The organism is Rheinheimera salexigens, assembly GCF_001752395.1.
GTDB classification, from domain to species: domain Bacteria; phylum Pseudomonadota; class Gammaproteobacteria; order Enterobacterales; family Alteromonadaceae; genus Alishewanella; species Alishewanella salexigens.
In genome coordinates this window covers 174,857-200,132 of sequence record NZ_MKEK01000001.1, presented here as the reverse complement: position 1 = coordinate 200,132, position 25,276 = coordinate 174,857, and the positions used below count along the sequence as shown (strand labels likewise).

Genomic DNA, 25,276 nt, shown 5'->3' with positions numbered 1-25,276 from the left:
TAAGGACGCCACAAGGTATGCAGTACCGTTCGATAATTCGGATCCTGGGATTGCTGATAGCAATGTTCAGTATCACTATGATACCACCTGCTTTTGTTGCGTTAGGGTATAACGACGGTGCTGGCGTACCTTTTTTATTGTCATTTTTATTATGCTTATTTATCGGCTTTATGATTTGGTATCCACACCGAAAACACCGAGCTGAATTAAAAGTACGCGACGGTTTTTTAATTGTTGCCTTGTTTTGGGTCGTATTAGGCGCTGTAGGTGCTATCCCTTTTATGTTGGCGTCAAACCCTAGCTTAAGTTTAGCCAGTGCGATGTTTGAAGCGTTTTCTGGTTTAACCACAACGGGTGCGACGGTGTTAACCGGCATTGAATTTTTACCGAAAGCTATTTTATATTATCGGGCCCAGCTGCAATGGTTGGGCGGTATGGGGATCATTGTTTTAGCAGTAGCTATTTTGCCGATGTTAGGTGTTGGGGGCATGCAGCTATATCGGGCTGAAACACCCGGACCGGTAAAAGATAATAAAATGACGCCACGAATAGCCGATACCGCTAAGCATCTTTGGTACATCTATCTAGCCTTAACAATTGCTTGTTCTTTGGCGTTTTATGCTGCAGGAATGGATGTCTTTGACGCCATTTGTCATGCATTCGCGACCATAGCCATCGGCGGGTTTTCAACTTATGATGCCAGCATGGGGCATTTTCAAAGCCCGGTAATTAATGCTATTTGCGTTATTTTCTTATTAATTAGTGCGGTTAATTTTCCATTACACTTTGCTGCCATGCGTGGTAAAAGTGTCAGTGTCTATTTTCGTGATCCTGAATTTAAAGCGTTTATATTTTTACAAGCCGCGCTAGTTTTCGTTTGCTTTGTGGTGTTATTAAAAACCAATACTTATGACTCTGCAGCCGATGCGCTAAATCATGGTAGTTTTCAAGCGGTGTCCATTGCTACTACCGCGGGATTCTCTACGGTTAGCTTCGCGATTTGGCCATTGTTTTTACCTATATTACTAATCTTTTTTAGTTTTGTCGGTGGTTGTGCTGGTTCGACCGGCGGTGGCTTAAAAGTGGTGCGAGTGGTGTTGTTATTTTTACAAGGTAAGCGTGAGCTAAACCGGTTAATTCACCCCCGCGCGGTATATGCCATTAAGCTGGGCCGTCGTGCGGTACCGGATAGAGTTGTTGAAGCGATTTGGGGCTTTTTCGCTGCTTATGCCTTAGTGTTTGTGGTTATTATGTTGTTGTTAATGGCGACAGGGCTAGATAGTGTGACGGCTTTTACTGCGACTGCGGCGTGCTTAAATAATCTGGGACCCGGCTTGGGCGAAGTGGCTGCCCATTATGGTGCTATCCCAGATATTAGTAAGTGGTTGTTAATCACGGCCATGGTGTTTGGCCGTTTAGAAATATTTACCTTGTTAGTTTTATTTACTCCAACCTTTTGGCAGGATTAAATAAAAATTGCGCTAACTTGGAATAGCTTTTCAACTTCGCTGATATGTTTTTTATCCACCATAAATAGAATGACATGGTCGTTTGTTTCAATCACGGTACTATTTTTGGCTATTAATACTTCTTCGCCGCGTACTATTGCGCCTATGGTGGTGCCCGGGGGTAATTTTAATTTACCAATGGCTTTACCAATAACTTTGCTACTGCTGCTATCACCATGGGCAATAGCTTCAATCGCTTCAGCTGCACCGCGGCGCAGAGAATATACGTTAACAATATCACCGCGACGAATATGGGTCAGTAAGGCTGAAATGGTGGCTTGTTGTGGCGACACGGCAATATCAACTTCGCCACCTTGCAGTAAGTCGACATAGGCGCTGCGCTTAATTAAGACCATGGTTTTTTGTGCCCCCATGCGCTTGGCTAACATGGCGGACATAATATTGGCTTCGTCATCATTAGTGACCGCAATAAATACGTCTATTTGCTCAATGTTTTCTTCTTCTAACAATTCTGGATCAGACGCATCGCCGACAAAAACTCGGGTGCTGTCTAAGGCACTAGATAAAAACTCGGCACGTTCTTTATTACGCTCTATTAATTTAACGCTGTGGGTATCTTCTAAAGCACGCGCTAAACCAAAACCTATATTACCGCCGCCAGCGATCATGATGCGTCTATAATTGCGCTCTAGCTTTTGCAATTCACTCATAACGGCCCGAATATGCTTAGTGGCAGCAATAAAGAACACTTCGTCGTCGGCTTCAATAATAGTCGTACCAAGCGGTCTTATAGCGTTGCCGTTACGATAAATTGTTGCGACCCGAACATCAATATTTGGCATATGTTCTTTTAACGTAGATAAAGCATGACCAACGAGCAAGCCGCCATAGTAAGCTTTAACGGCCACTAAACTCACTTTACCGCCGGCAAACTCAACAACTTGTAGCGCTCCAGGATAATCGATTAAGCGGCGAATATAGTTAGTGACTAATGCTTCAGGCGCGATAAAGTGATCGACAGGCATATCATCTTTATTAAATAACTGATCACGATATTTTAGGTATTGGGTAGTACGAATACGGGCAATTTTGACTGGCGTATTAAAAATACTATAGGCGACTTGGCAAGCAACAATGTTGACTTCATCGCTATTGGTTACAGCAACTAGCATATCAGCATCTTCTGCGCCGGCTTGCTTTAAGACGTCGGGATGAGAGCCGTGACCATGTACCACTTGTAAGTCATAGCGATCTTGCAAGGCGCGTAACTTATCTGCATTACTATCAACGACGGTAATATCGTTTTGCTCACCCACCAAATTTTCGGCCAAGGTTGCGCCAACTTCACCAGCACCTAAAATAATAATCTTCATAGATTGTTGCTAATCCTTGCCGTTTTTAACTAACAGTGCATAGTAAAAACCGTCTAGTTGTTGTTCATTAGGTAGGATCTGCCAGCCTACGGTAGTCGGGTCGGGCTGATGAGGAATAACCTGTAAGCTAGCATCAGCATGCTGCTGTAAAAAAGCAGTGATTTGTTGCTGATTTTCTGCAGGCAACACACTACAAGTAGCATAGAGCAAGCTACCACCTGGCGCTAATAACTGCCAACACTGTTGTAATATTTGCTGTTGTATTGCAACTAACACCGGAATGTCGGCTTTTTTACGTAACCAACGAATATCGGGGTGGCGGCGAATAACACCGGTGGCAGAGCAGGGTACATCTAATAAGATCCGATCAAATAATTGGCCTTGCCACCACGTGTCGGGTTCCGCTGCATCTGCTGCTATTACGGTAGCGGTTAAACCAAGCCGAGCTAAGTTTTCTTCGACCCTAATTAAGCGCTTAGGCTCTTTATCTAAGGCAGTTACCTTAGCTTGTGGTGCCAGTTCTAAAATATGGCAGGTTTTGCCGCCAGGTGCACAGCAAGCATCTAATATATGCTGACAATTTTTAACGTCTAATAAAGTAGCGGCGTATTGGGCTGCACCATCTTGAACTGAAAACCAACCTTCAACATAACCCGGTAACTTTGTCACATCTTGGGCTTGGTTAAGCTTAATTGCTGTCGGCATAGCCACCAAGGGTTGCTGATGCTCTATATCTGCTGCGGTTAACGCTGCGCTATAATCCTCAGCTGTAATTTTATTACTATTAACTCGTAACCAAAGCGGGGCTTTTTGTTGATTCGCCAGCAAAATATCTTGCCACTGCTCTGGATAAGCTTGTTGTAATTGGCTAATAATCCAACCGGGATGGTTAAACTGCACTGGGTCGGGCGCATCTTCGAAATCAAAAATGCCCGGATGACGTTGTACATTACGCAGTACCGCATTAATTAATTTAGTTAAAGACTGGCCTTTTAAAGAGCGGGCTGCCTCAACCGTTTCACTAATGGCAGCGTGATCAGGTATACGCATAAATTTAAGTTGGTAAATACCTACATACAACAAAAACTGCAGCGGCCTTAGCTGTTTAACTAAAGGCTTGGCCATTAACTGGCTGGTTGCGGATTCTAATTGCGGTAAATAGCGCATCACACCAAAACAAATTTCTTGCAGTAATGCTTTATCTAAATCGTTATCTAATTGTGCTTGAGCATGAGGTAGGGCATCAGACATAGATTGGCCACTATCGATAATGTCGAAACAACATTTGGCGGCGAGTACGCGCACATTTTGACTCATAACGATTTCTCAGAACTAGTAGACTCGATTATCATGCTTGGGACTAACCAATCAGCTCGGCCATTTAAAAAATCGGCAACTGCCATGGCTTTTTTACCAGGGGGTTGCAGTTGGCTAATATTCAGTACGCTGTGCTGACAAGCAATACGAATACCGTGCTTATCGGCAGACAGTATTTCACCAGGTACGGCATTAACTTCAAGTGCTTCGCTTGTAGCTTGCCACACTTTAACCGTGCCTTGGGCTAAGGTTATATAACTTACAGGCCAAGGATTAAAAGCGCGAATTTCTCGATCTAACTGCTGTGCGGTTTTACTAAAATCGAGTTCGGCTTCGTCTTTATGTAATTTATTGGCATAGGTGGCTAAATCGTTGCTTTGCACCACAGCATGCTGCTGTTGGTCAGCTAAATTATTTAAGGTTTCAAGTAGCGCAACTGGACCTAGCTCGGCAAGAGTGTTGTATAAAGAGGCACTAGTATCAGCGACATTTATCGGACAGCGACGAATGGCCAGCATATCACCAGTATCTAAGCCGGCGTCCATTTGCATAATGGTTACGCCAGTTTCAGTATCACCAGCCCAAATAGCTCGTTGAATAGGAGCAGCACCACGCCAGCGCGGCAATATAGAGCCGTGAACGTTTAAACAGCCAAATTTAGGCGCATCTAACACCGCTTGTGGCAAAATTAAGCCATAAGCGACGACGATCATAATATCGGCATTTAATGCTGCTAATTCAGCTTGCGCTTCGGCCGTTTTCAGAGATTTAGGTTGGTACACTGGTAACTGATGTTTTAGAGCGAGTTGCTTTACGGCACTAGGTTGCAGTTGTTGGCCTCGTCCTGCTGGGCGATCAGGCTGAGAGTAAACCGCGATCACTTGATATTGGCTAGCGATAAGCGCTTGTAAATGACGCGCAGCAAAATCCGGTGTACCGGCAAAAATAATTCGCAAAGATTGACTCACAGTATTTCCTGATTACAGCGCGTGGCGCTGCGCCATTTTGGCTTCTTTTTCTAATTTTTTTCGAATGCGGTCGCGTTTTAATGGCGATAAATAATCAATAAACAACTTACCCACTAAATGATCCAGCTCATGCTGCAAACAAATAGCCAGTAAGCCATCGGCATCAATAGTAAACCAATTACCATCCAAGCCTTGGGCCTTAACGGTAACTGTTTCGGCACGGTCAACCAGAGCGTAATTCTGCGGGACAGATAAACAGCCTTCTTCGTAGCTAGTTTCGCCATTTAACGCGCTAAGTTCTGGATTAATAAAAACCATAGCGGTATCTCTGTCTTCAGAAATATCAATAACGACAATGCGCAGATGCGCATCGACCTGAGTTGCGGCTAAACCGATACCATTCTCATCATACATAGTATCGATCATATCTTGCACTAGCTGTTTGATTTCACTAGTGATTTCGGTTACAGGCTTAGCGATAGTACGCAGCCGTTCGTCTGGATAATGTAAAACATTTAAAACTGCCATGGCACCTACAAAAATATGCTTTGTTTCAACGGTTGTGATATGTTTTAATTTTAGCCATTAATCCGCTGTATTAACAGCTTAGTGTGCAATAATTACAACTAAAATGAGCTCAAGGATGCAGGCATGCTGAAAAAAATTGCAATAATTTTTACTTTTATACTAATTAGTGGCTGTTTTGTAGCCCAAGCTGATGTATTAAAAATACGTGATGATGCACCACAGAACTACGTGGTGAAAAAAGGCGATACCTTGTGGGACATCTCAGCATTATATTTAAACGAACCTTGGTTATGGCCGCAATTGTGGCAAATGAACCCACAAATTGATAACCCGCATCTTATTTATCCTGGTGATACGTTAACCCTAACCTATGACGCTCAAGGCCGTCCGCGCTTAATCGTCAATGAAAATGTTAAACGATTATCGCCCACCAGCCGTAAAACCCTCAAGGGTGATAGCGCTATTAGTACCTTACCGCTAAGTATGATCCGACCTTATTTAACCTTTGAACAAGCATTATCTGAAGAGAGAATTGACGCGCTTCCTTATATATTAGGTTCAAACGCTAACGTAAAAACTCAGTCAATAATCATATTATCTATGTTAAAGGCGTACTTGATGCAGGTGCCTCTTACGGCGTGTACCGTAAAGGTAAAGCTTATGTTGATCCAGAAACAGACACCATTTTAGGGTATGAAACTAAGCTAGTCGCTACCGCTCGGGCATTTCGTACCGGTCGTGCTGCCACTGAAGATACACCAACTGAAGCCGCTTCGTTAAATGTATTAAGTGTTAAACGCGAAATTAAGCAAGGCGATAAAGTGATGCCTGCGCTTGAAGGTCAATCATTACCCGCCTTTTTTACTATGACCAAACCGAGCTTTGATATTGATGGTTTAATTATTGATACTACTTCAGACTTACGCGAGTTTTCTAAGTGGGATATCGTGGTACTAAACCGCGGCGCGTTACAAGATTTAGCACCTGGCCATATGTTAGGTATTTATCGCAACTCTCCACTAGTGATTGATGCCAAAGATGGCCCTGTGTATGTGGAAGATGGCAATAAATTACAAAAAGCGTTACGTCACTTCGGTGAAAATAGCATTCAGTTACCACGAGAAAAAGTGGGCGAGTTAATGGTATTTAAAGTGTCTGAGCGTACCAGCTTTGCAATTGTAACTCGAAATCAGCGACCAGTACGAGTAGGTGATTTAATCGCAAATTTATAAGCGACACAATAAAAAATGATGGAGCCAGTTTGCTATGCAAGATCTTCGCAACTGGCTCGCTTTAGCCACAGTGCATGGCCTAGATGGCCTGAAGTTCCAACGTCTAAGCGAGCATATAACGGCAGCTGAATTAGTTGCTTTACCAGTAAGTGCGTTACAAAACATTGGCTTTACCTCACGCCAAGCTCAGTTATTAGCTTATGAAACTGATAGTAAAATCGATTCGGCTTTACGTTGGCTAGAACAAGCTGAAAACCATCATATTATTACTTATTTTGACCCAGCTTATCCGGCCCTACTAAAACAAACCAAACAGCCGCCGTTGCTATTATTTGTCAAAGGTAACCCTGCGGTATTAGCCCAGCAGCAATTGGCAATGGTGGGTAGTCGTCAGCCGACACCGACCGGGCGTAAAATCGCCCAAGCTTTTGCTGCTGAGTTAAGCCAACAAGGTTATATTATTACTAGTGGCATGGCACGAGGCATTGATAGCGAAAGCCATAAAGGGGCTTTGCAAGCAGCAGGCATCACCATAGCGGTATTAGGCCATGGTTTAGAGCAGGTATATCCAGCATCCAACAAGGCCCTGGCTGCGGCAATTGCAGAACAAGGTGCGCTAGTGACTGAATACTTTCCATCGGTCGAACCGCAAGCTAAGTATTTTCCACAACGTAATCGTATTGTGGTGGGATTGAGTATTGGTACTATAGTAGTTGAAGCAGCAATTAAAAGTGGCTCATTAATCAGCGCTAATTTATCAGCTGAATATAGTCGAGATGTATTTGCGGTTCCTGGCAATATATATAATCCGCAAAGTGCCGGCTGTCATTTATTAATCCAGCAAGGCGCTAAACTTGTCACTTGTGTTGCCGATATTTTAGAAGAAAGAAGCTTTTTAACTAACAGTTGCGCAAAAACTGAACCAACAGTAGCAAAAAATCGTAATATAGACTTGTTTGCAGCGCAGTTGTTGGCTAACGTAGGAGATGATGTTACTACAATAGATATCATTGCCGAACGTTCAGGCCTGGCGATTACTGAAGCAAGCATTGCTTTATTAGAGCTTGAACTTGCAGGTGAAGTTGCCACCGTTCCGGGTGGCTTTATCAGAGTGAGGAGTGCCTAAGTATGTTTGATATCCTCGTTTATCTGTTCGAAAATTATATTCATAATGAATCTGATATTTACGTAAACCATGCCGACTTAACTAAAGAATTAAGCCGCGCAGGCTTTCATGATGATGATATTTTTAAAGCGCTAAAATGGCTTGATCATCTGTCTGTATTACAACAAAGCGATGTAAAACCGTATTTATCCCACACGGTAGCAAGTTCTACTCGTATTTTTAGTCAGCAAGAACTACAGAAAATAGATGTTCAAGGCCAAGGCTTTTTACTGTTTTTAGAGCAAATAAATGTGTTAAGTGCAGAGACTCGAGAGATGGTGATTGATCGGGTGATGGATTTAGATAGCAATAGCATATGCCTTGAAGACTTAAAATGGGTAGTGTTGATGGTGTTATTTAATGTACCGGGCCACGAGTCGGCTTATGCCCAAATGGAGGATCTTATTTTTGAACAACCAGAAGGGCTGTTGCATTAAACGGCCTAGCCAGTCATGACCGATAAGACGACCTTATTTAGCCAAACCGAGCGCAAACAACTTTGCCCACAGTGTCAGCAACCTTTAGTTATCCGTAGCAGCAAAAGTGGCGCTTTTTTAGGCTGTAGTAGTTATCCGGGCTGTGACTATATTAAACCGCTACACCAACATGAAACCACCATTGTTAAACTGTTAGAAACTGAACCTTGCCCAGAGTGCGCTGCGCCCTTAGCGGTAAAGAATGGTCGATATGGTATGTTTATTGGTTGCAGTAATTATCCCGATTGTCAGTTTATTGTGCCGCAACAGGCAACGTCTGATATTACTGAGCAGCAATTAAGTTGCCCTAAATGCCATAAAGGCGAAATAACCGAGCGATTAAGTAAGTTCGGCAAAGCCTTTTATGGCTGTGATAGCTACCCACAGTGTAAGTTTTTAATTAATGACAAACCGATAGCGGGGCAATGTGTGCAGTGTGGTTTCGAATTACTGGTAGAACGTAAAGCGGAATATTATTGTGCTGATAAAGGCTGTGCGCTAAAACAACCGGCAGACTAAGCTGCCGGCAATAACTTAATTAAACTTATAACTGCTTTAGCATAACGTCTAACTGCGGAAATGCAGTTGGCGATAGCAAGCTAATTAACTGGTTAAATTGTTGCTTTAACTCCGTATTATTTGCTGCTGATAAATTAATATGGCCCATCTTTCTACCTGGACGCTTGGTTTTTCCGTACCAATGCAATTGCAAGCCAGCAATAGCTAAAACCTCTGTCGGTACTGTGTCTTCACCCAGAATATTCACCATTAATGTCGGTCTAATTTCATGCGTGCTGCCGAGGGGTAAACCACATATTGCGCGTAAATGCAGTTGAAATTGACACACTTCTGCACCTTGTTGTGTCCAATGACCAGAGTTATGCACTCGCGGGGCAATTTCATTAACCAATAACTGCTGCTTAAGATCAAAAAACTCTATAGCTAAAACACCAACATACTCTAGGCTGTTAGCGAGTTTGGTAAAAATTTGTTCAGCTTGTAGTTGCAACTCAACACTGGCTTGGGCGATTACCGAAGTACTGAGCACGCCATTAACATGATGATTTTCAGTCAGCGGGTATACGCTTATATTCCCTTTAGCATCCCGAGCACCAATTAATGACACTTCACGCTGAAAAGGAATAAATTTTTCAGCAACAATGGCTTGTTTAGTATCAGCCGCTAAAAAGTCAGCTATGTCTTGCCACAGCGCAGCGGCTTGGTCTGCTGTTTTTAAACGCCATTGCCCTTTGCCGTCATAACCGGCAAGCGCACTTTTAAACACTAAAGGTAAGCCCAACTCTGCAATTGCTTGTTGAAACTCGGTTTCAGTATTAACAATGGCATAAGCGGCAGACTGAACATTGGCAGCATCTAGCAACTGCTTTTCAATTCGGCGATCGCCACCGGCTTTAATGGCTGCAGCGCCAGGTAAAAATTTACCGCTTTGTTGGCATTGGTCAAGAATAGGCAGAGGAATATGTTCAAACTCTGCCGTTATCACATCCGCATTGGCTATCGCCGCCGTTAAACCATGTGCCACTTTTTGCTGACTAATCGCATCAACCACTGTGTCAGTATTAACATCATAAGCACTGATTTGTAAGTTTAATGGCGTACCGGCTAAAGCCATCATTCTGGCCAGTTGGCCAGCGCCTAAGACTAAAATCTTCATAATGCTACCTTTGATGGATCGGGTTGGCTTAATACTGTTTCAGTTTGGGCGGCACGAAAGGCATCTATTTTTAACATTAATTCAGGGTTATGAGTGGCTAAAATTTGCGCCGCTAATAAACCGGCGTTAGCCGCACCGGCATCACCAATAGCTAAGGTACCAACGGCTACACCTTTTGGCATTTGCACGATTGATAATAACGAATCGATACCTTTTAGCGCTTTAGACTGCACCGGAACACCGAGAACCGGTAAGCTAGTAAAGGCAGCGGCCATACCCGGTAAATGGGCAGCACCGCCAGCACCAGCAATAATCACTTTTAAGCCACGCTCAGCAGCTGAATTAGCATAGTCTGCTAAAAGCTGTGGTGTACGGTGGGCAGAAACAACTTTGGTTTCATAGGCAATACCAAAGCTATCCAGCATATCAGCGGCATTTTTCATGGTTGGCCAATCGGAAGTCGAGCCCATTATGATTCCAACTTGCATTGTTGTTTCCTTTTTTGGTGATGAACTGAAAGCGTGAAGGCGTTATTATAACCGCTTGCGTGAATGAAGAACATTTTAACTGTGCTATTTGCACTAATTGATAAGGTAAATTGACACTATGTCAAATTTAACCCAAGTATTACAGGCGCTGCAACAGCAGGGTGTTATCGCTTATCCAACAGAAGCTGTCTATGGTTTAGGCTGTGATCCTGATAGTGAAATCGCCGTGCATGCATTGCTAACCATAAAGCAAAGGCCGGTAGAGAAAGGCTTGATATTAATAGCGGCTAATTATAGTCAATTGCTGCCATATATTGATGACAGTGCTATTTCAACTTCTATGCGTCAGCAAATATTAGCCAGTTGGCCAGGCCATATCAGTTGGGTATTACCAGCAAGTAATACTGCGCCGAAATGGATTACGGGTCAATTTAGCAGTATTGCGGTAAGGGTCAGCGCACACCCGGTAGTGCAACAAATCTGCTTAGCATTTGGTAAACCGATAGTGTCAACTAGCGCAAATTTATCTGGCCAGCCGGCAATAACCGAGGCCACAGTGTTATATCAGCAAATGTCTGATCGAGTTTCTGCTATTATGCCAGGTAATTTAGGTGGTGCAGGGCAACCCAGCCAAATTCGCAATGCACTTACTGGCGATATCGTAAGGAGTTAATATGACAACTAGCCAACCTCACAGCCATTTAGGTGTGGTACAACAATTTTTGTTACAACTACAAGATAGTATTTGCCAAGCATTAGAGCAGGCAGATGGCAGTGCAAAGTTTGTTGAAGATGCCTGGCAGCGCCCAGGTGGTGGTGGTGGTAAAAGCAGAGTATTAACCGGTGGCACAGTGTTTGAACAAGCTGGCGTAAATTACTCGCATGTTTATGGCGCTAATATGCCACCTTCGGCAACCGCGCATCGACCTGAACTTGCTGGCTGTAGCTTTCATGCCTGCGGTGTATCGCTAGTTATCCATCCCAACAATCCTTATATTCCCACTACCCATGCTAACGTACGGTTTTTTATTGCCGAAAAACCGGGTATAGCACCGATTTGGTGGTTTGGTGGTGGCTTTGATTTAACCCCTTTTTATCCGTTTGAACAAGATGTGGTGCATTGGCACCAAGTGGCTAAGAGTGCCGTTGATCCTTTTGGTGCAAATTTTTATCCGGATTATAAAAAATGGTGTGATGAATACTTCTATTTAAAACATCGTGATGAAACCCGTGGTGTTGGCGGCTTATTTTTTGATGATTTAAATCAACTTGGTTTTGAGCAAAGCTTTGGCCTAATGCAGTCAGTCGGTGAAGCGTTTTTACCCGCATATTTACCAATAGTTAGTAAGCGTAAAGATATCGCTTACGGTGAAAATGAACGTCAGTTTCAGCTGTATCGTCGTGGTCGATATGTTGAATTTAACTTAGTGTATGACCGAGGCACCTTGTTTGGCTTACAAAGTGGCGGCCGCACAGAGTCTATATTAATGTCACTGCCACCTTTAGTGCGCTGGGAATATGCTTACACACCAGAGCCTGAAAGCGCTGAAGCTTTGTTATATCAACGCTATTTACAGCCGCAAGATTGGCTAAAACTTAACAATTAATCATATGGCTAGCCAGTTGACCAAAAGACTGGCTTAAGCCTTGGCGCAGCAGTTTGTGTTCAACCACTTCGTTTAATGCTTGATCCATACAAAACATCCATTGATCGCGTAACTGCTCATTGACTTGAAAAGGTAAATGCCGAGCGCGCAGCCGAGGGTGGCCATAATTTTGCTCGAATAGCGCTGGCCCGCCTAACCAACCGGATAAAAACTCATAAAATTTTTGCCGAATAGTATCTAAAGGTAAGGGGTGGATAGCATACAGCTCTGCTGCTTCAGGTGCAGTAGACATAATGTCGTAAAAACGATTAGCTAGCAGCCGAACTTGCTGTTCACCACCGATAATTGCGTATGGTGTTTGTTCTGGCGTAGGATGGGCTGGAGTTTTTGTGTTAACTTTATTCAAAATCTTATTCATTAATTTCTTAATAGGCATCTAATTTGGACCGTTATGCAGTTTTCGGTAATCCGATAGGCCACTCAAAGTCGCCATTTATCCATACACAGTTTGCTCAAGCATTAGGTGAGCAGCTGCAATACGAGGCTATTCTAGCACCGGTTGATAACTTTGCCGACAGCTGGCGCGAATTTGTTGCCGCGGGGGGGAAAGGAGCTAACATTACTGTACCATTTAAACAACAGGCCTATCAGTTAGCCGAGCAGTTGTCTGATCAGGCTAAACAAGCACAAGCCGTCAATACACTATATATAGATAAGTATGGCAAGCTATGTGGCGATAATACTGACGGTATCGGTTTAGTCATGGATTTACGGCGGTTACAGCAAAAGCTAGCAGCAAGTACCGTATTAATTCTTGGCGCGGGTGGTGCAACTAGAGGTGTGATAGCTCCTCTATTACAGGCGGGAGTAGCAAACATTGTTATTGCTAATCGCACACTGAGTAAAGCTCAGGCTATAGCGGATATGATTAATCAGACTGTCAATAAAGAGGTTAAGCAGCAAGTACAAGCTGCAGACTTAGCACAGATCCCAGATCTTGCTTATAACATTGTGATTAATGCGACTTCATCAGGTTTAATGGGCGAACGGCCATTAATTGCAGAGAAACATTTACAGCACTGTTTATTAGCCTATGACATGCTTTATGGTGCCGAACCTACAACATTTTTACGTTGGGCTAAGCAAAGTGGCGTGCCCCTACAAGCTGATGGCTTGGGTATGTTAGTCGCGCAGGCTGCAGAATCGTTCTATATTTGGCGTGGTAAAAGGCCGGAAGTCGAGCCGGTATTAAGCATGTTATCGGAGCAGCTGGCACGATGAATCAACAACTTATCTTTAATAATGATTTTACGTTCAATCCAGAACAACAAGCGGTAATGTTTAGTTGTTTAGTATCAGGGTTAAGAGTTAATTGTTTTATAGCCGTGGCTGAAGGGCTGGCGCCAGAGTTGGCATTACAACAAGTGTTACAGCAGGCATTTAGTTGGGAAGATAGCGCCGAACAAGCAATAGCTAACGACGCTTATAATAGTGCAGGTGAAATTTGGCTTTAAGCTTCAGCCAGGTACTCATCTTTTAATACTACGTAATTGGCAGCCGACTCACTGAGAAAAGCAATTTCAGCTTCATTTAACGGCCGAGCTTGTTTAGCCGGGCTGCCAACATACAAATAGCCACCTTGCAAACGTTTACCTGGCGGTACCAAGCTGCCAGCGCCAATAATCACATCGTCTTCTACTATTACGTCATCCATAACAATAGCACCCATACCAATTAGAATGCGATTACCTAAAGTACAGCCATGTAACATTACTTTATGGCCCACCGTCACATCTTCACCAATAATAAGTGCTGAGCCTTCAGGTTTACCTGGGCTGGGTCTAGACAAATGTAAAACACATCCATCTTGAATATTAGTGCGAGCACCAATGCGCATAATATTAACATCGCCACGTGCAGCCACTAAGGGCCAAATACTAACGTCATCAGCTAATGTTATATCACCCACTAATACTGCAGACTCATCTACATAAACTGCTTTACCAAGAGTTGGTAAAATACCTTTATAGGCTCGTATCGTCATAATCTCCTCCAATGTAGAGATATTATGCAGTAAATGATGTAAAAAAGCGCGGATCGTAGAAAGTTTATGCGAACGATTCAACTATCGTAATATTTCTGCCATAAGCGCTTGCGCATGGTTTAAAACTCCCTATAATGCGCGCCATGCCAACGGGGAAACGCTTACAGTAACCTACTTATTACTAAGTATAGTTACTCAGTACAGCAGCTCTTCAGCGGTTTAAGCAGCGAGTCAAAAATCTTTTAAAAAGACGCTTGACACACAGGCTTAAATCTCTAAAATGGCCGCCTCGCTTCACGGTGGTAAGCAACACGGTGAAACAGGCNTAGGCCTTTTTTGTATTGGCAATACTGGTTGGTCAACCCCTCGAGCAGGGCGATCCCATGCGACAAAAATGTCAGGAACATTTTTGAACGCCGTACGCGGCGGCCCGAAGGGTGCAGGGCAGGACAGCCCGGAATAATGTAGTTCACCGCTCATGATGATTAATCGTTACTCACTAGAATAGCTGGCTTTTTTGCATTGGACTTCCGGCAGGTCAACCCCTCGATCAGGGCGACACCATGCTAATACCCATAAAAAAAGCCCCTATAAAGGAGCCTCTCTAAACCAGTAGTGATTGTATTTAGTTTAAACGTACTAAATTACCCTTGTTATCAAACTTCCACTCAGGCTTAGCTAATAATCGTAAATGTAATGCGGCATCATTTTTATTCACTGCTTGAATAAAGTGCTTATTTTGATCTAGAAAAATTAGCCATTCCGCTGCTGTGCTGGCGACAGTATCGTCATCTACAGCTATGTGCATACCCATATACGTTGCGGTAATGTGTTTCCAGCCTTGCTCAACCTTAAAAATATAGCGATTGTTATAGTTAAGATGCAGATAATTAGCCTGCTCAATTACAGTTAATAACTCTCTGTCACTAACGGTAACTAAAGCAATGGAGTGGCTTCGATCTATTAACTGTTGTATTTCAGTCACTTTTGCTGCCGCTAAACGTTGGTTATTAGCATCAGCAGATTGCGGAGCTTGTTTCAATTCAGTAGCAATCTCAAGCGAAAAATGGCTTAGTTCGTAGTTATCAAGCAATGATTGATAACTTTGGCTATTCTCGCAATCGGTTAATTTAGGGATATTTCGCTGCACAAACCGCGTCATTTTACCGTCAATTAATGCAATAGATGACAGTTCGGACATTTTAAGTTTTTGTTGTAGCAGCAGATTATGTTGCTGTATGTCTACTGGAATTACGGGATAGGTTTTTGCGACCTCAGATCCAGGTTGTTGTTCTAAACATGACTGCTGGAAACGGTTTAGTTCGGCATATTGTAAACTCATTTCTAATGCCGTTTGTAACGTACGGCGCTCAGAAGGCGAATAACCATTGGCTGAATATAAAGGGCTAGCGAGTAAGCCCGCTAAAGAAATAATCGTAAGCATATAATGATACTTAAAGCGCTAAATGCCCGCACACTAGCTTTAATATTATAAAAAGTAAAGTTATTAATAATGCTAAGAAAAATACCTGTAAATTGTGTTATTTAGTTGTACCGATTAAATGCTCGGCAAACAAACTGGTATGCTTAACTAAGTCCCGTTGCCAGCCAGCTAATATCTCTTTCTTACCGGAAATAATATATTGCTCACTTATCTGCTGCCAGCTATGTTGTTGCCAAAGCTTAGCGGCGAGGGTTAAGGCGCTCTGCTCAGGCAAGCTGGTAAAATGCTGATTAAACCAATTTAATAATAAGTGGCTAATTAATTCATAAGGCCGCTTCTGTTGGCTAAATAACCATAACTGTTCTAACTCTAGTGCGGTTAATGGCTGCTGTTGCTTCGTTACGGCTAAAGCTAAGATTAACTTGGCAGGCAGAAGCGGATAGTGCTCAGCCACTAAGCTAGGCAATTGTTGACGAAATTGCAGTGCCATTTCTTGGCTATGTTCAGATGTCGTGGTGATGGCTTTTAGCATTAATAATGAGTATTCAGAGCTGGCCTTATCTGCAGTTTGCCCCAGTCTAACGGGACAATACCCTGCTTGTTGCCAAAATTTCAATAAATCTATACTGACACCATAACTTGTTCCAACATAAGCCATGCCAAATTGCTTGGCATAGTTATCGATCTGTTCTAGTAATTGACTGCCCAACTGTTGGCGTTGTAGTTCAGGCTGCACAGCAATGCGCATGACTCTTAGTAGGGCTAGGCTTGCCAACTCAGGCTGAGCGCAGTGGAAAGCTAAGCTTTGGGCCAATAGATGGCCTTGTAATCGCCGCTCGCCATAATAAATTTGCTGAGCTAGGTCTCCGGTTATATTGCCTTCTATACTTAATAATGCACAGGCGAGTACATTATCAGTTGTTTCAAGCGTGATGACGCTAAGCTGAGGGTTATCTAACAGTGAGGCTAAATCTTTAACTTGGGTTTGATAATGAGCCAAGCTAAGTAAACTGAAAACCTGCTGTAACTTTTCCGGTTGCTTTAACCAATCCTGGGCTGAATAGCATTTAATATCGTAACGTTGCTCTGCTACAGCGTTAAACTGGGGGGTAGTTGATTGTAATAAAAAGCTGTTAAATATTAATTGCTCTAAAGGGTCATGCTGTTGATACCGAATAGCTTGCTGCATGTGTAGTTTTTGCCAGCCGGGGCATTGCTGGGTTAAATGCTGTTGAAAGCGAACAGTAAAGCCTCTACCCGTGCCCTCATATCCGTGCTCTGTTGTGGCGAACACCAGCCGACTGTAGCGGGCTAACAACTGTTGCAGTATCGGTGTTGGTATAGCAGCGGCCTCATCAATAAACACTAATGCTGCAGTAGGCACTTGAGCTAGTAATTCATCTATCGCCATAAACCGCAGTAAATTATGCTCGCTAACAGGTGTTAGCTGCTGAAAGTGTTGCAGGGCAATAGCCGCAGCTTGCGGAGACGGTGCAGTAATAATAAAGCCTTGTCGAGTATGTTGAATTAGTTGCGCTGCAGCGATACCCAAGGCGGCTGACTTGCCTCTACCGCGATCGGCTGTTAATACTAATGGACGTCGCCGATGGCCGGTTAATACTCGCTGGATCGCTTGAACGGCTTTAACTTGATCTTGGCTAGCAAAGGGAGGGGAAACGTCAGTTATCTTGGGTAAGATAGGCCATTGCAACGGCTGAACAAGCTGTTGATTATGACCAATAATGACATTCGCTTGTTGTAATTGCTTGAGCCAAAATGGAATAAAATAGCCCTGATGCTGCTTAGCATCAATAGGATACGGCAACAAGCTTTGATGAGCCGGATTTACTTGTTGTTGCCAAATATTAAATTCCGGACACAATACCAGCCATAATCCGCCCGCTTTAACGCAACCCGAGGTTGCTGCTACGGCGTCTGCAGCAAAGCCACTAAAGGCATTAATAATGAGTACATCGCACTCGGTGCCTAGTAACTGATAGTTACGGCCTTGCGAGACCATAGTTGCGCTAGGGGGGGCATCAGCGCCAAGCCAATAAACCTTAAGCGCGGTATTCGCTTCTAACCATTGTTTAGTCGCGGCCAGCAGAGTGTGCTGCTGGCCCTGCCAAACTATAGGTAGCCGTATTTGCAAATTGGCGGCTTGTGCTAACCAAGTTGAAAACACCGGCTGGTTGAACATTAGCCTACAGCTTCTAGGCGAGCGTAGGCAGTAACTAACCACTTGCTGCCAAGCTGATCAAAGTTAACTTGTATTCTGGACTGGGCGCCGGTGCCTTCATAATTAAGCACAGTACCTTCGCCGAACTTAGCATGCAGCACGCGTTGACCTAGGTTAAAACCAGTGTTTTCAAAGGCAACATGGCTAGCTTGGTTACTAAAGCGATTAAATGGGGTTGGTTTACTAACTTGAGTACTAAGGCGAATTTCCTCGATATATTCAGCCGGGATCTCGCGTAAAAAACGCGACGGTCGATTATGTTGTTCTTGGCCATATAAGCGGCGGCTTTCCGCATGACATAAATACAATTTTTGCATGGCCCGCGTCATACCGACATAGCATAAGCGACGTTCTTCTTCGAGTCGGGTGGCATCTTCAGAGCTTTGCATGCTGGGAAACATGCCTTCTTCTAAGCCACAAATAAAAACCTGCGGGAACTCTAAGCCTTTGGCGCTATGCAATGTCATTAATTGCACCGCATCTGAATTTTCTTCAGCTTGATATTCACCCGCTTCTAGTGCGGCTTGAGATAAAAAAGCCGCTAGGGGCGTCATCTCAACATCATTCGCAACATCAAAGTTTTGGCAAGCCGTGATCAATTCATTTAAGTTTTCAATTCGAGTTTCAGCTTTTTCGCCTTTCTCGGCTTGATACATGGCATATAAGCCGGATTTTTTAATCGCATGATCGGCTTGCTCGTGTAATGGCAATTCTGCGGTTAGGTCAGCTAATTGTTCTATTAATTGCATAAAGCTACTAATAGCATTAGCGGCACGTCCAGATAATTGATTTTCACTGATTAATTGCTGCAAACTTTGCCACATAGTGATTTGTTCGGTACGGGCATGAATACGCACTTTATTTAAAGTTGTCTCACCTATACCACGGGCTGGGGTGTTAACCACGCGCTCTAATGCTGCATCGTCTAGTCGGTTATTCATTAAGCGTAAATAGGCTAAAGCATCTTTTATCTCTTGGCGCTCGTAGAAGCGCAAGCCACCATAAATACGGTAGTTTAAGCCTTCTTGAATTAAGGCTTCTTCTAGTACTCGAGACTGGGCATTATTGCGATATAAAATGGCGCTATCGGATAAGGTGCCACCTTTTTTCAGCCAATCACGCACCCGGCTAACAATAAATCGAGATTCATCTAACTCATTAAAGGCAGTGTACAAAGAAATTGCTTCACCCTCAGCACCATCGGTCCATAAGTCTTTACCTAAACGGCCGCTATTATAGGCAATAACCGCATTCGCAGCTTTTAAAATGGTGGCAGTTGAGCGATAGTTTTGCTCTAAGCGAATGGTTTCCACGTCAGAGTAATCTGTTAAGAAGGTTTGGATGTTTTCCACTTGGGCGCCGCGCCAACCATAGATAGATTGGTCATCATCGCCGACGATCATCACTTTAGCGTTAGTACCGGCTAGTAGCTTTAACCACTTATATTGAATAGCGTTGGTATCTTGAAATTCGTCGACTAAAATATGCCGAAAGCGTTGCTGATAATGCTGGCGTACTTCAGCGTTATTTTGCAGTAACTCAAAGCTACGCAGTAAAATTTCAGCAAAATCGACTAAGCCTGAGCGATCACACATTTCTTGATAAGCAGTATAGATTTTTAGCATCTGTTGTAAGCTAAAGTCACCTGCAGCATCAATCATATTAGGCCGTTGGCCTTCATCTTTACGACCATTAATAAACCATTGCACTTGCTTAGCCGGCCAATGCTTTTCATCTAAATTTAACGCTTTAAGCAGGCGTCTAACTAAGCGGTATTGATCATCGGTATCTATTATTTGAAAGCTTTGCGGTAAGCCCGCTTCTTGATAATGGGCGCGCAGCATACGATGGGATAAACCATGAAAGGTGCCCATCCATAAGTTATTTAAGCTTACGCCTATGGTCTGCTCGATACGGCCGCGCATTTCTTTTGACGCTTTGTTGGTAAAAGTAACGGCAAGCAAACTAAATGGTGCAACACGCTCTACCTGCATTAACCACGCTAAACGGTGCACCAAGACCCGAGTTTTACCACTACCGGCCCCGGCCAGTACCAACATATGTTGCGGCGGCGCGGCAACTGCATCACGTTGTTTGTCGTTAAGCCCGTCTAGCAGGAAAGATACATCCATTAGTTTGTCTCGCTAAGCATAATGGCCGCTATTATAGCAGCCAAAACTGATGCGCCAAGCTAACAGCGCTTATTAGTGGATAAATAACCAGTTATTTGGCAATTAAAGCTTGGCGCAGCTTTATTCGACTAGGGTATTAGGGCGCTTAACATTTGCACATTGGTCAAGCGAATATGCGGTAAAACCGATATCGCGCTGTTATGGTGATCTAGCCAAGCGGTTTGGCAACCGGCATTTAAGGCGCCGATAACATCGGCACGATGGCTGTCACCAATATGTAAGATTTGTTGTGGCGCTAGGTTCAATTGCTGCGCGGCTTTTAAATACATATCAGGATAGGGTTTCATTCTGCCATCAGGGCCAGCTTGCAGGCTAAATTGAAACCACTGGCCGATAGCCATTTTGTCTATGCAGGCATTACCATTGGTAATAGCGATAAGTTGATAATGCTTGGCTAGCGCTGCCAATAATTGCTGAATTTCAATATCGACGGTGATAGTGGTGCGTTGCTGAATAAAAGCGCCATAAGCTATATTGGCAATCGCAGAGGCATCCGTTTGCGGTAAATTAAGGCTTAATAAACCGGCTTCAAGGCTAAGTAAGCGCCAACGGCCTAAATCATGGCGGATTTCAGGGTTAGTGCGAGCTAATTGCTGGCGGTGTTGCCACCAAAAATCGCTATCGGTTGTTAGCTTACTAGGTAGATGTTGCGCTAGTGCTAGTAGCATTGCTTGTTCAGCGGCGGCTATAACCGGTTTATTATTATAAAGCGTATCGTCTAAATCAAACGACAATGCTTGTATAGGCTGTAATTGTTTATAAATTTGCATTACGATTTTTTCTTCGCTCTAGGATGGGCGCTATCATACACTTTAGCTAAATGGGTAAAATCGAGATGGGTATAAACTTGGGTAGTGCTTAAGTTGGCATGACCCAATAACTCTTGCACAGCCCGTAAATCCTGACTGGACTCTAACATATGACTAGCAAAAGAGTGGCGTAACATATGCGGGTGTAAATGCTGGTTTAAGCCTTGCTGCGAAGCCCAAAGTTGCACCCGTTGCCGCACGTGTCTGGCGCTAATACGCTTTTGTTGTTTACTGACAAATAACGCTAATTTGTCGTGTTCAGGTAATAACTGACTAAAAGCGGGGCGCAAGCTTAACCAATGCTGGATAGCCGTTAACGCCACCGTGCCCACCGGTACAATACGTTGTTTATTACCCTTACCAAGCACTCGAATGAGTTTTTGTTGCCAATCAATATCGGTAATGTTGATATTAACCAGTTCATCTAAGCGTAAGCCCGATGAATAAAACAACTCTAAGATGGCTTTATCACGGCTGGCTAAAATATCATCGCTACTATCAAAATTTAATAAATGATTAATTTGGTCAACCGCAAGATTTTTCGGTAAGTCCCGCGCAGCTTTGGGCACAGTTAAGTATTGCGCTGGATTATCTGCACGTAATTGTTGCGCCTGCAATAAATTAAAAAAGCTGCGTAGCGCAGCCACTTTTAACGCAATAGTACGAGGTTTAATGCCCGATAAACGCAAGCTGTTGATATGTTGCTTGAGATGTTGTTGTTCAAGCGTTAGCCAGTTTAGCTGTGCATATTCTGGGTTGTTTAGCGTACTTATGGCGACTTGCTGTAATTGGCGGTGATAGCTGGCTAAGGTGTTTTTACTATAGCCACGCTCATATTGTAAATAGTGCAAAAAATCATCGATGGGTTGTTGCCAATCGACGTTAAGATCTGTTGCTGAATTAGGCCGCGTCATAGCCAGGCAATAATTGGCTTAAAATTAGGCCTAAGTGCTGTAAAAAAAGCTGATCCATATCGGGTTGAAAATGGTCATCATGCTCGCTACCAAAAGCTAACAGTGCCAAAGGTTTCTTGGCTTGGCGAATAACAACCAAAGCGACAGAATGAATATGGCTTGGAAACAGCACTTTTTGTTCTTCTTTATTTAACCGACCTAAATACACGCCTTGCTCATCTAAACGGCGAGATAATAACAATTGGAATCTATCAATATCCTCATCGGCAAAACGAATAAGTTGGTAAGCATGTACCTGCGGCATACTATCAATAAACTGCTGTAATCCGGCTTGAGCTTGCTGCAAACTTTGAGCTTGATATAGCTGAGCTTGCAATTGATTAAAGGCCATAAACAACTGCTCGTTTTGTCTAGCGATAGACATTAACCGAGTTATATCATCTTCTAGCACTTGAATTTTTTCGCGTTGCATTTCTAATTGACGCTCAACTAAAGACACACTGCCACGTTGCTGATGCGATATGCGTAATGACGCTAATAGCTGAGGCCGTTGCTGAAAAAACTCAGGATGGTCTTGTAAATAATCGCTAACCACTTCAGCGGCAATAATATCTTGTTGTACTATGGGGTTTGTCATAAGGCTATTTGTCCGTCATAAACGTGTTCTGCCGGGCCGGTCATTTTAACGGGATGGCCAGGGCCGTTCCAGCGAATGTGTAAGCTACCGCCTGGCAAGTCGACTTGCACTTGTTGTTGTAGTTTATTTTGCAGTTGGCCAATCACCACCGCTGCACAAGCACCGGTACCGCAAGCTAAAGTTTCACCTGCGCCACGTTCCCAAACCCGTAATTTAATATGGCTAGGTGACAATACTTGCATAAAACCAATGTTCGCCCGTTCAGGAAAACGCTCATGCAGTTCAAAAATAGGGCCTTGCACGATAACGGCAGCAGTAGTGACTTCGTCGACAATTATTACCGCATGCGGATTACCCATCGAAACCACACCACAAAGCAAAGTATGTTCTTCGGCGCGTAAAATATAAGTTAACTCTTGTTTCTGGGCTTTAAAAGGAATTCGCGCCGGCTCTAATTGCGGAATGCCCATATTAACAGTGACTTGGCCATCGGCTTCAATATACAGTGTAATTTTACCTGACTGAGTGCTAACGCCAATTTTATGCTTGTTAGTTAAGCCACGGGCGCGTACAAATTTAGCAAAACAGCGAGCACCATTACCGCATTGTTCTACTTCAGTGCCATCAGCATTAAAAATACGGTAATGAAAGTCGAGTTCAGGATCATAAGGTGGCTCTACCATCAGTAACTGATCAAAGCCGATGCCGGTATTGCGATTAGCTAAGGCTTTAATCTGCTCTTTGGTCAGAAATACATTTTGGCTTACCGCATCGACCATCATAAAGTCGTTACCTAAGCCATGCATTTTAGAAAAATGTAGTAACATTCGCGCCTTATAAATTAACTAATTAATACTTGTTCGCCACGCCATAAATCTTGCCATTGCTCACGGGCACGGATTAAATGCATGGTAGAACCATCTATTAATACTTCAGCAGCACGCGGCCGACTATTATAGTTAGAGCTCATGGTAAAGCCATAAGCCCCAGCAGAGCACACAGCAAGTAAATCGCCTTGGCTAATCGCTAGAGGGCGATCTTTACCTAAAAAGTCACCTGTTTCACAGACGGGGCCAACTACATCATAAACGGTGCTTGGCAGCGAATCATTTAACACCACAGGCACAATATTTTGCCAAGCACTGTACAGCGCAGGACGAATTAAATCATTCATAGCAGCATCGACAATAGCGAAATTCTTTTCACTACCCGGCTTTAAGTATTCAACTTTAGTTAATAACACCCCAGCATTGGCCATTATGGCGCGACCTGGCTCCATAACCAATTCTAAGTGTGGGTAGTCGGTTAAACGTTTTACCACTTGGCTAATATAATCAGCAGGAGATGGCGGTGTTTCATCATCATATCTAACACCTAAACCACCACCAATATCAATATGTTGCAACACTATACCGTTAGCAGAAAGTTGCTCAATTAATTTGAGTAATTTTTCTAAAGCATCTAAAAAAGGTTGTACTTCAGTAAGCTGCGAGCCGATATGGCAATCAACACCAACAACATCAATATGACTATAACTGGCTGCGGTTTGATAAATTTGTTCAGCCTGTAAAATATCAATACCAAATTTATTAGCTTTTAAGCCGGTAGAAATATACGGGTGGGTTTTGGCATCAATATCGGGATTAACGCGAATAGAAACCGGTGCCACTTTATTGGCTGCACTGGCCACTTGCTGTAATTGCTCTAACTCAGCGCTAGATTCAACGTTAAAACATTTAATACCTAAATCCAGGGCAAAGCGCATTTCATCTGCGGTTTTAGCCACACCGGAAAATACCACTTTTGCCGGATCACCACCGGCGGCAATAACCCGACGTAATTCACCTGCTGAAACAATATCAAAGCCACTACCTTGTTTTGCTAAAAGGTTTAAAATAGCTAGGTTACTGTTCGCCTTAACGGCATAACAGACTAAACTTGCCGGATGCTTAGCGGCGGCATCGGCAAAAGCATGGTATTGACGCTCAATGGCAGCACGAGAATAGACATAACATGGCGTGCCAAATTCTTGGGCAACCTTATTTAGCGGTTGCTGTTCAGCAAAAAGTATTTGGTTTTGATAATTAAACTGGTCCACTGGGTTCACCTGCTGATTTTATTGTTTTATTTTCGTCTGGCAGAGCGTTGTTTTGGTCTGGCTTCGCCACTTCTGCTGGCGTTTGTGGTAAGGTAAGCGGGCCCATTTGGCCACATGCGCTTAACAAACTACACAGTACTAAGGTGCCAGATATCGTGAAAAGTGACCTTTTGGTTTTAAATGCTTGCATGATGTTATTTTTTTATGGTGATTGCGCTCTATAATCGCATTCTTAGCGGTAAAAGCAAACAGGTGAAACAAGATGAATGATTTTGAATATGATGAATTAACCGATAGTACATTATTAGCGGTTGAAGAAGCGATAGAACGTATAGACTTAGATCTAGATTATGAGTTCCATGAAGGCTTGCTTAGCATCACCTTTCCTGATCAAAGCAAGATTATCATCAACAAACAGCCACCCCTGCATCAGTTGTGGGTAGCAACTAAATTTAATGGCCACCATTTTGAATGGAAAGGCGATAAATGGATTGATAATCGTACCGGAGCCGAATTTTGGCAATTGCTAACCGACGTAGGCAGCCAACAAGCAGGTACTGCGATAAGCTTCGCAAAAAACTAATTTTATAAACTTTCTCGG

28 protein-coding genes are annotated in these 25,276 nt (G+C 43.4%); 11 read left to right on the top strand and 17 right to left on the bottom strand.

The genetic code is table 11. From position 1 onward, the window contains the following. Positions 1 to 17 precede the first annotated feature (17 nt). Positions 18 to 1,469, top strand: coding sequence for a TrkH family potassium uptake protein (locus BI198_RS01005; protein ID WP_070047866.1), 1,452 nt, complete (start codon positions 18 to 20; stop codon positions 1,467 to 1,469). Here BI198_RS01005 and trkA read toward each other — a convergent pair. Genes trkA through def form a run of 4 tightly spaced genes read right to left on the bottom strand, consistent with a single transcriptional unit; the run spans position 1,466 to position 5,655 of the window. Beyond that, on the bottom strand, positions 1,466 to 2,842 hold the full coding sequence (gene trkA / locus BI198_RS01000; protein ID WP_070047865.1) for a Trk system potassium transporter TrkA: 1,377 nt from the start codon (positions 2,840 to 2,842) through the stop codon (positions 1,466 to 1,468). The genes BI198_RS01005 and trkA overlap by 4 nt on opposite strands. A 9-nt stretch (positions 2,843 to 2,851) precedes the next feature. Then, entirely contained in the window at positions 2,852 to 4,159 is a 1,308-nt protein-coding gene (rsmB, locus tag BI198_RS00995; protein WP_070047864.1) for a 16S rRNA (cytosine(967)-C(5))-methyltransferase RsmB, read from the bottom strand. Next, the gene (fmt, locus tag BI198_RS00990) at positions 4,156 to 5,127 is read right to left on the bottom strand and encodes a methionyl-tRNA formyltransferase (RefSeq protein WP_070047863.1); all 972 of its coding nucleotides are present in this window, start codon (positions 5,125 to 5,127) and stop codon (positions 4,156 to 4,158) included. Before fmt ends, rsmB begins: the two co-directional genes overlap by 4 nt. A 12-nt stretch (positions 5,128 to 5,139) precedes the next feature. Further along, complete coding sequence (gene def, locus BI198_RS00985) at positions 5,140 to 5,655, bottom strand: peptide deformylase (protein ID WP_070047862.1); 516 nt, start codon at positions 5,653 to 5,655, stop codon at positions 5,140 to 5,142. Between the two features lie 123 nt (positions 5,656 to 5,778). On the opposite strand from def, the gene BI198_RS16175 reads away from it, so the two are divergent. Genes BI198_RS16175 through BI198_RS00965 form a run of 5 tightly spaced genes read left to right on the top strand, consistent with a single transcriptional unit; the run spans position 5,779 to position 9,047 of the window. Further along, positions 5,779 to 6,345 (top strand): LysM peptidoglycan-binding domain-containing protein, encoded by a 567-nt coding sequence (locus tag BI198_RS16175; protein WP_235605191.1) that lies wholly within the window; start codon positions 5,779 to 5,781, stop codon positions 6,343 to 6,345. Then, positions 6,294 to 6,887: a hypothetical protein gene (locus tag BI198_RS16170; protein WP_235605190.1), complete on the top strand. Its 594-nt coding sequence runs from the start codon at positions 6,294 to 6,296 to the stop codon at positions 6,885 to 6,887. Before BI198_RS16175 ends, BI198_RS16170 begins: the two co-directional genes overlap by 52 nt. Positions 6,888 to 6,921: 34 nt before the next feature. Then, positions 6,922 to 8,013, top strand: coding sequence for a DNA-processing protein DprA (gene dprA / locus BI198_RS00975; protein WP_070047861.1), 1,092 nt, complete (start codon positions 6,922 to 6,924; stop codon positions 8,011 to 8,013). Positions 8,014 to 8,015: 2 nt separating this feature from the next. After that, positions 8,016 to 8,489 (top strand): DUF494 family protein, encoded by a 474-nt coding sequence (locus BI198_RS00970; protein ID WP_070047860.1) that lies wholly within the window; start codon positions 8,016 to 8,018, stop codon positions 8,487 to 8,489. 15 nt (positions 8,490 to 8,504) lie between these two features. Further along, complete coding sequence (locus BI198_RS00965) at positions 8,505 to 9,047, top strand: DNA topoisomerase family protein (RefSeq protein WP_070047859.1); 543 nt, start codon at positions 8,505 to 8,507, stop codon at positions 9,045 to 9,047. A 25-nt stretch (positions 9,048 to 9,072) separates the two neighbouring features. Here the strand turns inward: BI198_RS00965 and BI198_RS00960 are convergent, their stop codons facing one another. Together BI198_RS00960 and purE are read right to left on the bottom strand one after the other, a co-directional pair. Beyond that, on the bottom strand, positions 9,073 to 10,203 hold the full coding sequence (locus tag BI198_RS00960; protein WP_070047858.1) for a 5-(carboxyamino)imidazole ribonucleotide synthase: 1,131 nt from the start codon (positions 10,201 to 10,203) through the stop codon (positions 9,073 to 9,075). Next, positions 10,200 to 10,691, bottom strand: coding sequence for a 5-(carboxyamino)imidazole ribonucleotide mutase (gene purE, locus BI198_RS00955; RefSeq protein ID WP_070047857.1), 492 nt, complete (start codon positions 10,689 to 10,691; stop codon positions 10,200 to 10,202). The genes BI198_RS00960 and purE overlap by 4 nt, the downstream gene beginning before the upstream one ends. Before the next feature lie 118 nt (positions 10,692 to 10,809). Between purE and BI198_RS00950 the strand changes: the two genes are divergently transcribed. Both BI198_RS00950 and hemF read left to right on the top strand, forming a co-directional pair. After that, positions 10,810 to 11,364 (top strand): Sua5/YciO/YrdC/YwlC family protein, encoded by a 555-nt coding sequence (locus BI198_RS00950; protein ID WP_070047856.1) that lies wholly within the window; start codon positions 10,810 to 10,812, stop codon positions 11,362 to 11,364. Position 11,365: 1 nt separating this feature from the next. Further along, complete coding sequence (gene hemF, locus BI198_RS00945) at positions 11,366 to 12,298, top strand: oxygen-dependent coproporphyrinogen oxidase (protein ID WP_070047855.1); 933 nt, start codon at positions 11,366 to 11,368, stop codon at positions 12,296 to 12,298. Here the strand turns inward: hemF and BI198_RS00940 are convergent. Continuing rightward, positions 12,288 to 12,716, bottom strand: coding sequence for a group II truncated hemoglobin (locus BI198_RS00940; RefSeq protein WP_083256524.1), 429 nt, complete (start codon positions 12,714 to 12,716; stop codon positions 12,288 to 12,290). The genes hemF and BI198_RS00940 overlap by 11 nt on opposite strands. A 23-nt stretch (positions 12,717 to 12,739) precedes the next feature. On the opposite strand from BI198_RS00940, the gene aroE reads away from it, so the two are divergent. Together aroE and BI198_RS00930 are read left to right on the top strand one after the other, a co-directional pair. After that, positions 12,740 to 13,579, top strand: coding sequence for a shikimate dehydrogenase (gene aroE / locus BI198_RS00935; RefSeq protein WP_074467399.1), 840 nt, complete (start codon positions 12,740 to 12,742; stop codon positions 13,577 to 13,579). Beyond that, on the top strand, positions 13,576 to 13,812 hold the full coding sequence (locus BI198_RS00930; RefSeq protein ID WP_070047853.1) for a DUF1488 family protein: 237 nt from the start codon (positions 13,576 to 13,578) through the stop codon (positions 13,810 to 13,812). Before aroE ends, BI198_RS00930 begins: the two co-directional genes overlap by 4 nt. Here the strand turns inward: BI198_RS00930 and BI198_RS00925 are convergent. From BI198_RS00925 to lptM, 10 genes are all read right to left on the bottom strand, one after another. Next, the gene (locus BI198_RS00925; RefSeq protein ID WP_070047852.1) at positions 13,809 to 14,342 is read right to left on the bottom strand and encodes a gamma carbonic anhydrase family protein; all 534 of its coding nucleotides are present in this window, start codon (positions 14,340 to 14,342) and stop codon (positions 13,809 to 13,811) included. The genes BI198_RS00930 and BI198_RS00925 overlap by 4 nt on opposite strands. Before the next feature lie 625 nt (positions 14,343 to 14,967). Continuing rightward, on the bottom strand, positions 14,968 to 15,786 hold the full coding sequence (locus BI198_RS00915; protein WP_070047850.1) for a hypothetical protein: 819 nt from the start codon (positions 15,784 to 15,786) through the stop codon (positions 14,968 to 14,970). Between the two features lie 97 nt (positions 15,787 to 15,883). Then, positions 15,884 to 17,986 carry a tRNA(Met) cytidine acetyltransferase TmcA gene (locus tag BI198_RS00910; RefSeq protein WP_070047849.1) on the bottom strand — a complete coding sequence of 701 codons (2,103 nt, stop codon included), beginning with the start codon at positions 17,984 to 17,986 and terminating at the stop codon, positions 15,884 to 15,886. Further along, positions 17,986 to 20,157, bottom strand: coding sequence for a DNA helicase II (gene uvrD / locus BI198_RS00905; protein ID WP_070047848.1), 2,172 nt, complete (start codon positions 20,155 to 20,157; stop codon positions 17,986 to 17,988). Before uvrD ends, BI198_RS00910 begins: the two co-directional genes overlap by 1 nt. A 128-nt stretch (positions 20,158 to 20,285) precedes the next feature. Continuing rightward, positions 20,286 to 20,987 (bottom strand): HAD-IA family hydrolase, encoded by a 702-nt coding sequence (locus BI198_RS00900; RefSeq protein WP_070047847.1) that lies wholly within the window; start codon positions 20,985 to 20,987, stop codon positions 20,286 to 20,288. Then, positions 20,987 to 21,940, bottom strand: coding sequence for a tyrosine recombinase XerC (xerC, locus tag BI198_RS00895; protein WP_070047846.1), 954 nt, complete (start codon positions 21,938 to 21,940; stop codon positions 20,987 to 20,989). The genes BI198_RS00900 and xerC overlap by 1 nt, the downstream gene beginning before the upstream one ends. Continuing rightward, positions 21,927 to 22,577, bottom strand: coding sequence for a DUF484 family protein (locus BI198_RS00890; protein ID WP_070047845.1), 651 nt, complete (start codon positions 22,575 to 22,577; stop codon positions 21,927 to 21,929). The genes xerC and BI198_RS00890 overlap by 14 nt, the downstream gene beginning before the upstream one ends. Continuing rightward, positions 22,574 to 23,404, bottom strand: coding sequence for a diaminopimelate epimerase (gene dapF, locus BI198_RS00885; RefSeq protein WP_070047844.1), 831 nt, complete (start codon positions 23,402 to 23,404; stop codon positions 22,574 to 22,576). The genes BI198_RS00890 and dapF overlap by 4 nt, the downstream gene beginning before the upstream one ends. 14 nt (positions 23,405 to 23,418) lie before the next feature. Further along, positions 23,419 to 24,675, bottom strand: a complete 1,257-nt coding sequence (gene lysA / locus BI198_RS00880; protein WP_070047843.1) for a diaminopimelate decarboxylase — start codon at positions 24,673 to 24,675, stop codon at positions 23,419 to 23,421. Further along, the gene (gene lptM / locus BI198_RS16445; RefSeq protein WP_070047842.1) at positions 24,662 to 24,865 is read right to left on the bottom strand and encodes an LPS translocon maturation chaperone LptM; all 204 of its coding nucleotides are present in this window, start codon (positions 24,863 to 24,865) and stop codon (positions 24,662 to 24,664) included. Before lptM ends, lysA begins: the two co-directional genes overlap by 14 nt. A gap of 72 nt (positions 24,866 to 24,937) precedes the next feature. Between lptM and cyaY the strand changes: the two genes are divergently transcribed. After that, positions 24,938 to 25,258, top strand: a complete 321-nt coding sequence (cyaY, locus tag BI198_RS00870; protein ID WP_070047841.1) for an iron donor protein CyaY — start codon at positions 24,938 to 24,940, stop codon at positions 25,256 to 25,258. Positions 25,259 to 25,276 lie beyond the last annotated feature (18 nt).

Excerpts from the sequence above, each read along its gene's own strand:
- BI198_RS00940 (WP_083256524.1), bottom strand. The coding sequence starts at position 12,716 with ATGAATAAGATTTTGAATAAAGTTAACACAAAAACTCCAGCCCATCCT.
- BI198_RS00970 (WP_070047860.1), top strand. The coding sequence starts at position 8,016 with ATGTTTGATATCCTCGTTTATCTGTTCGAAAATTATATTCATAATGAA.
- BI198_RS00930 (WP_070047853.1), top strand. The coding sequence starts at position 13,576 with ATGAATCAACAACTTATCTTTAATAATGATTTTACGTTCAATCCAGAA.
- rsmB (WP_070047864.1), bottom strand. The coding sequence starts at position 4,159 with ATGAGTCAAAATGTGCGCGTACTCGCCGCCAAATGTTGTTTCGACATT.
- uvrD (WP_070047848.1), bottom strand. The coding sequence starts at position 20,157 with ATGGATGTATCTTTCCTGCTAGACGGGCTTAACGACAAACAACGTGAT.
- dapF (WP_070047844.1), bottom strand. The coding sequence starts at position 23,404 with ATGTTACTACATTTTTCTAAAATGCATGGCTTAGGTAACGACTTTATG.
- purE (WP_070047857.1), bottom strand. The coding sequence starts at position 10,691 with ATGCAAGTTGGAATCATAATGGGCTCGACTTCCGATTGGCCAACCATG.
- BI198_RS00910 (WP_070047849.1), bottom strand. The coding sequence starts at position 17,986 with ATGTTCAACCAGCCGGTGTTTTCAACTTGGTTAGCACAAGCCGCCAAT.
- BI198_RS00960 (WP_070047858.1), bottom strand. The coding sequence starts at position 10,203 with ATGAAGATTTTAGTCTTAGGCGCTGGCCAACTGGCCAGAATGATGGCT.
- BI198_RS00950 (WP_070047856.1), top strand. The coding sequence starts at position 10,810 with ATGTCAAATTTAACCCAAGTATTACAGGCGCTGCAACAGCAGGGTGTT.
- BI198_RS00915 (WP_070047850.1), bottom strand. The coding sequence starts at position 15,786 with ATGCTTACGATTATTTCTTTAGCGGGCTTACTCGCTAGCCCTTTATAT.
- cyaY (WP_070047841.1), top strand. The coding sequence starts at position 24,938 with ATGAATGATTTTGAATATGATGAATTAACCGATAGTACATTATTAGCG.
- xerC (WP_070047846.1), bottom strand. The coding sequence starts at position 21,940 with ATGACGCGGCCTAATTCAGCAACAGATCTTAACGTCGATTGGCAACAA.
- hemF (WP_070047855.1), top strand. The coding sequence starts at position 11,366 with ATGACAACTAGCCAACCTCACAGCCATTTAGGTGTGGTACAACAATTT.
- lptM (WP_070047842.1), bottom strand. The coding sequence starts at position 24,865 with ATGCAAGCATTTAAAACCAAAAGGTCACTTTTCACGATATCTGGCACC.
- BI198_RS00890 (WP_070047845.1), bottom strand. The coding sequence starts at position 22,577 with ATGACAAACCCCATAGTACAACAAGATATTATTGCCGCTGAAGTGGTT.
- BI198_RS16175 (WP_235605191.1), top strand. The coding sequence starts at position 5,779 with ATGCTGAAAAAAATTGCAATAATTTTTACTTTTATACTAATTAGTGGC.
- def (WP_070047862.1), bottom strand. The coding sequence starts at position 5,655 with ATGGCAGTTTTAAATGTTTTACATTATCCAGACGAACGGCTGCGTACT.
- dprA (WP_070047861.1), top strand. The coding sequence starts at position 6,922 with ATGCAAGATCTTCGCAACTGGCTCGCTTTAGCCACAGTGCATGGCCTA.
- BI198_RS00965 (WP_070047859.1), top strand. The coding sequence starts at position 8,505 with ATGACCGATAAGACGACCTTATTTAGCCAAACCGAGCGCAAACAACTT.
- trkA (WP_070047865.1), bottom strand. The coding sequence starts at position 2,842 with ATGAAGATTATTATTTTAGGTGCTGGTGAAGTTGGCGCAACCTTGGCC.
- BI198_RS01005 (WP_070047866.1), top strand. The coding sequence starts at position 18 with ATGCAGTACCGTTCGATAATTCGGATCCTGGGATTGCTGATAGCAATG.
- BI198_RS00900 (WP_070047847.1), bottom strand. The coding sequence starts at position 20,987 with ATGCAAATTTATAAACAATTACAGCCTATACAAGCATTGTCGTTTGAT.
- BI198_RS00925 (WP_070047852.1), bottom strand. The coding sequence starts at position 14,342 with ATGACGATACGAGCCTATAAAGGTATTTTACCAACTCTTGGTAAAGCA.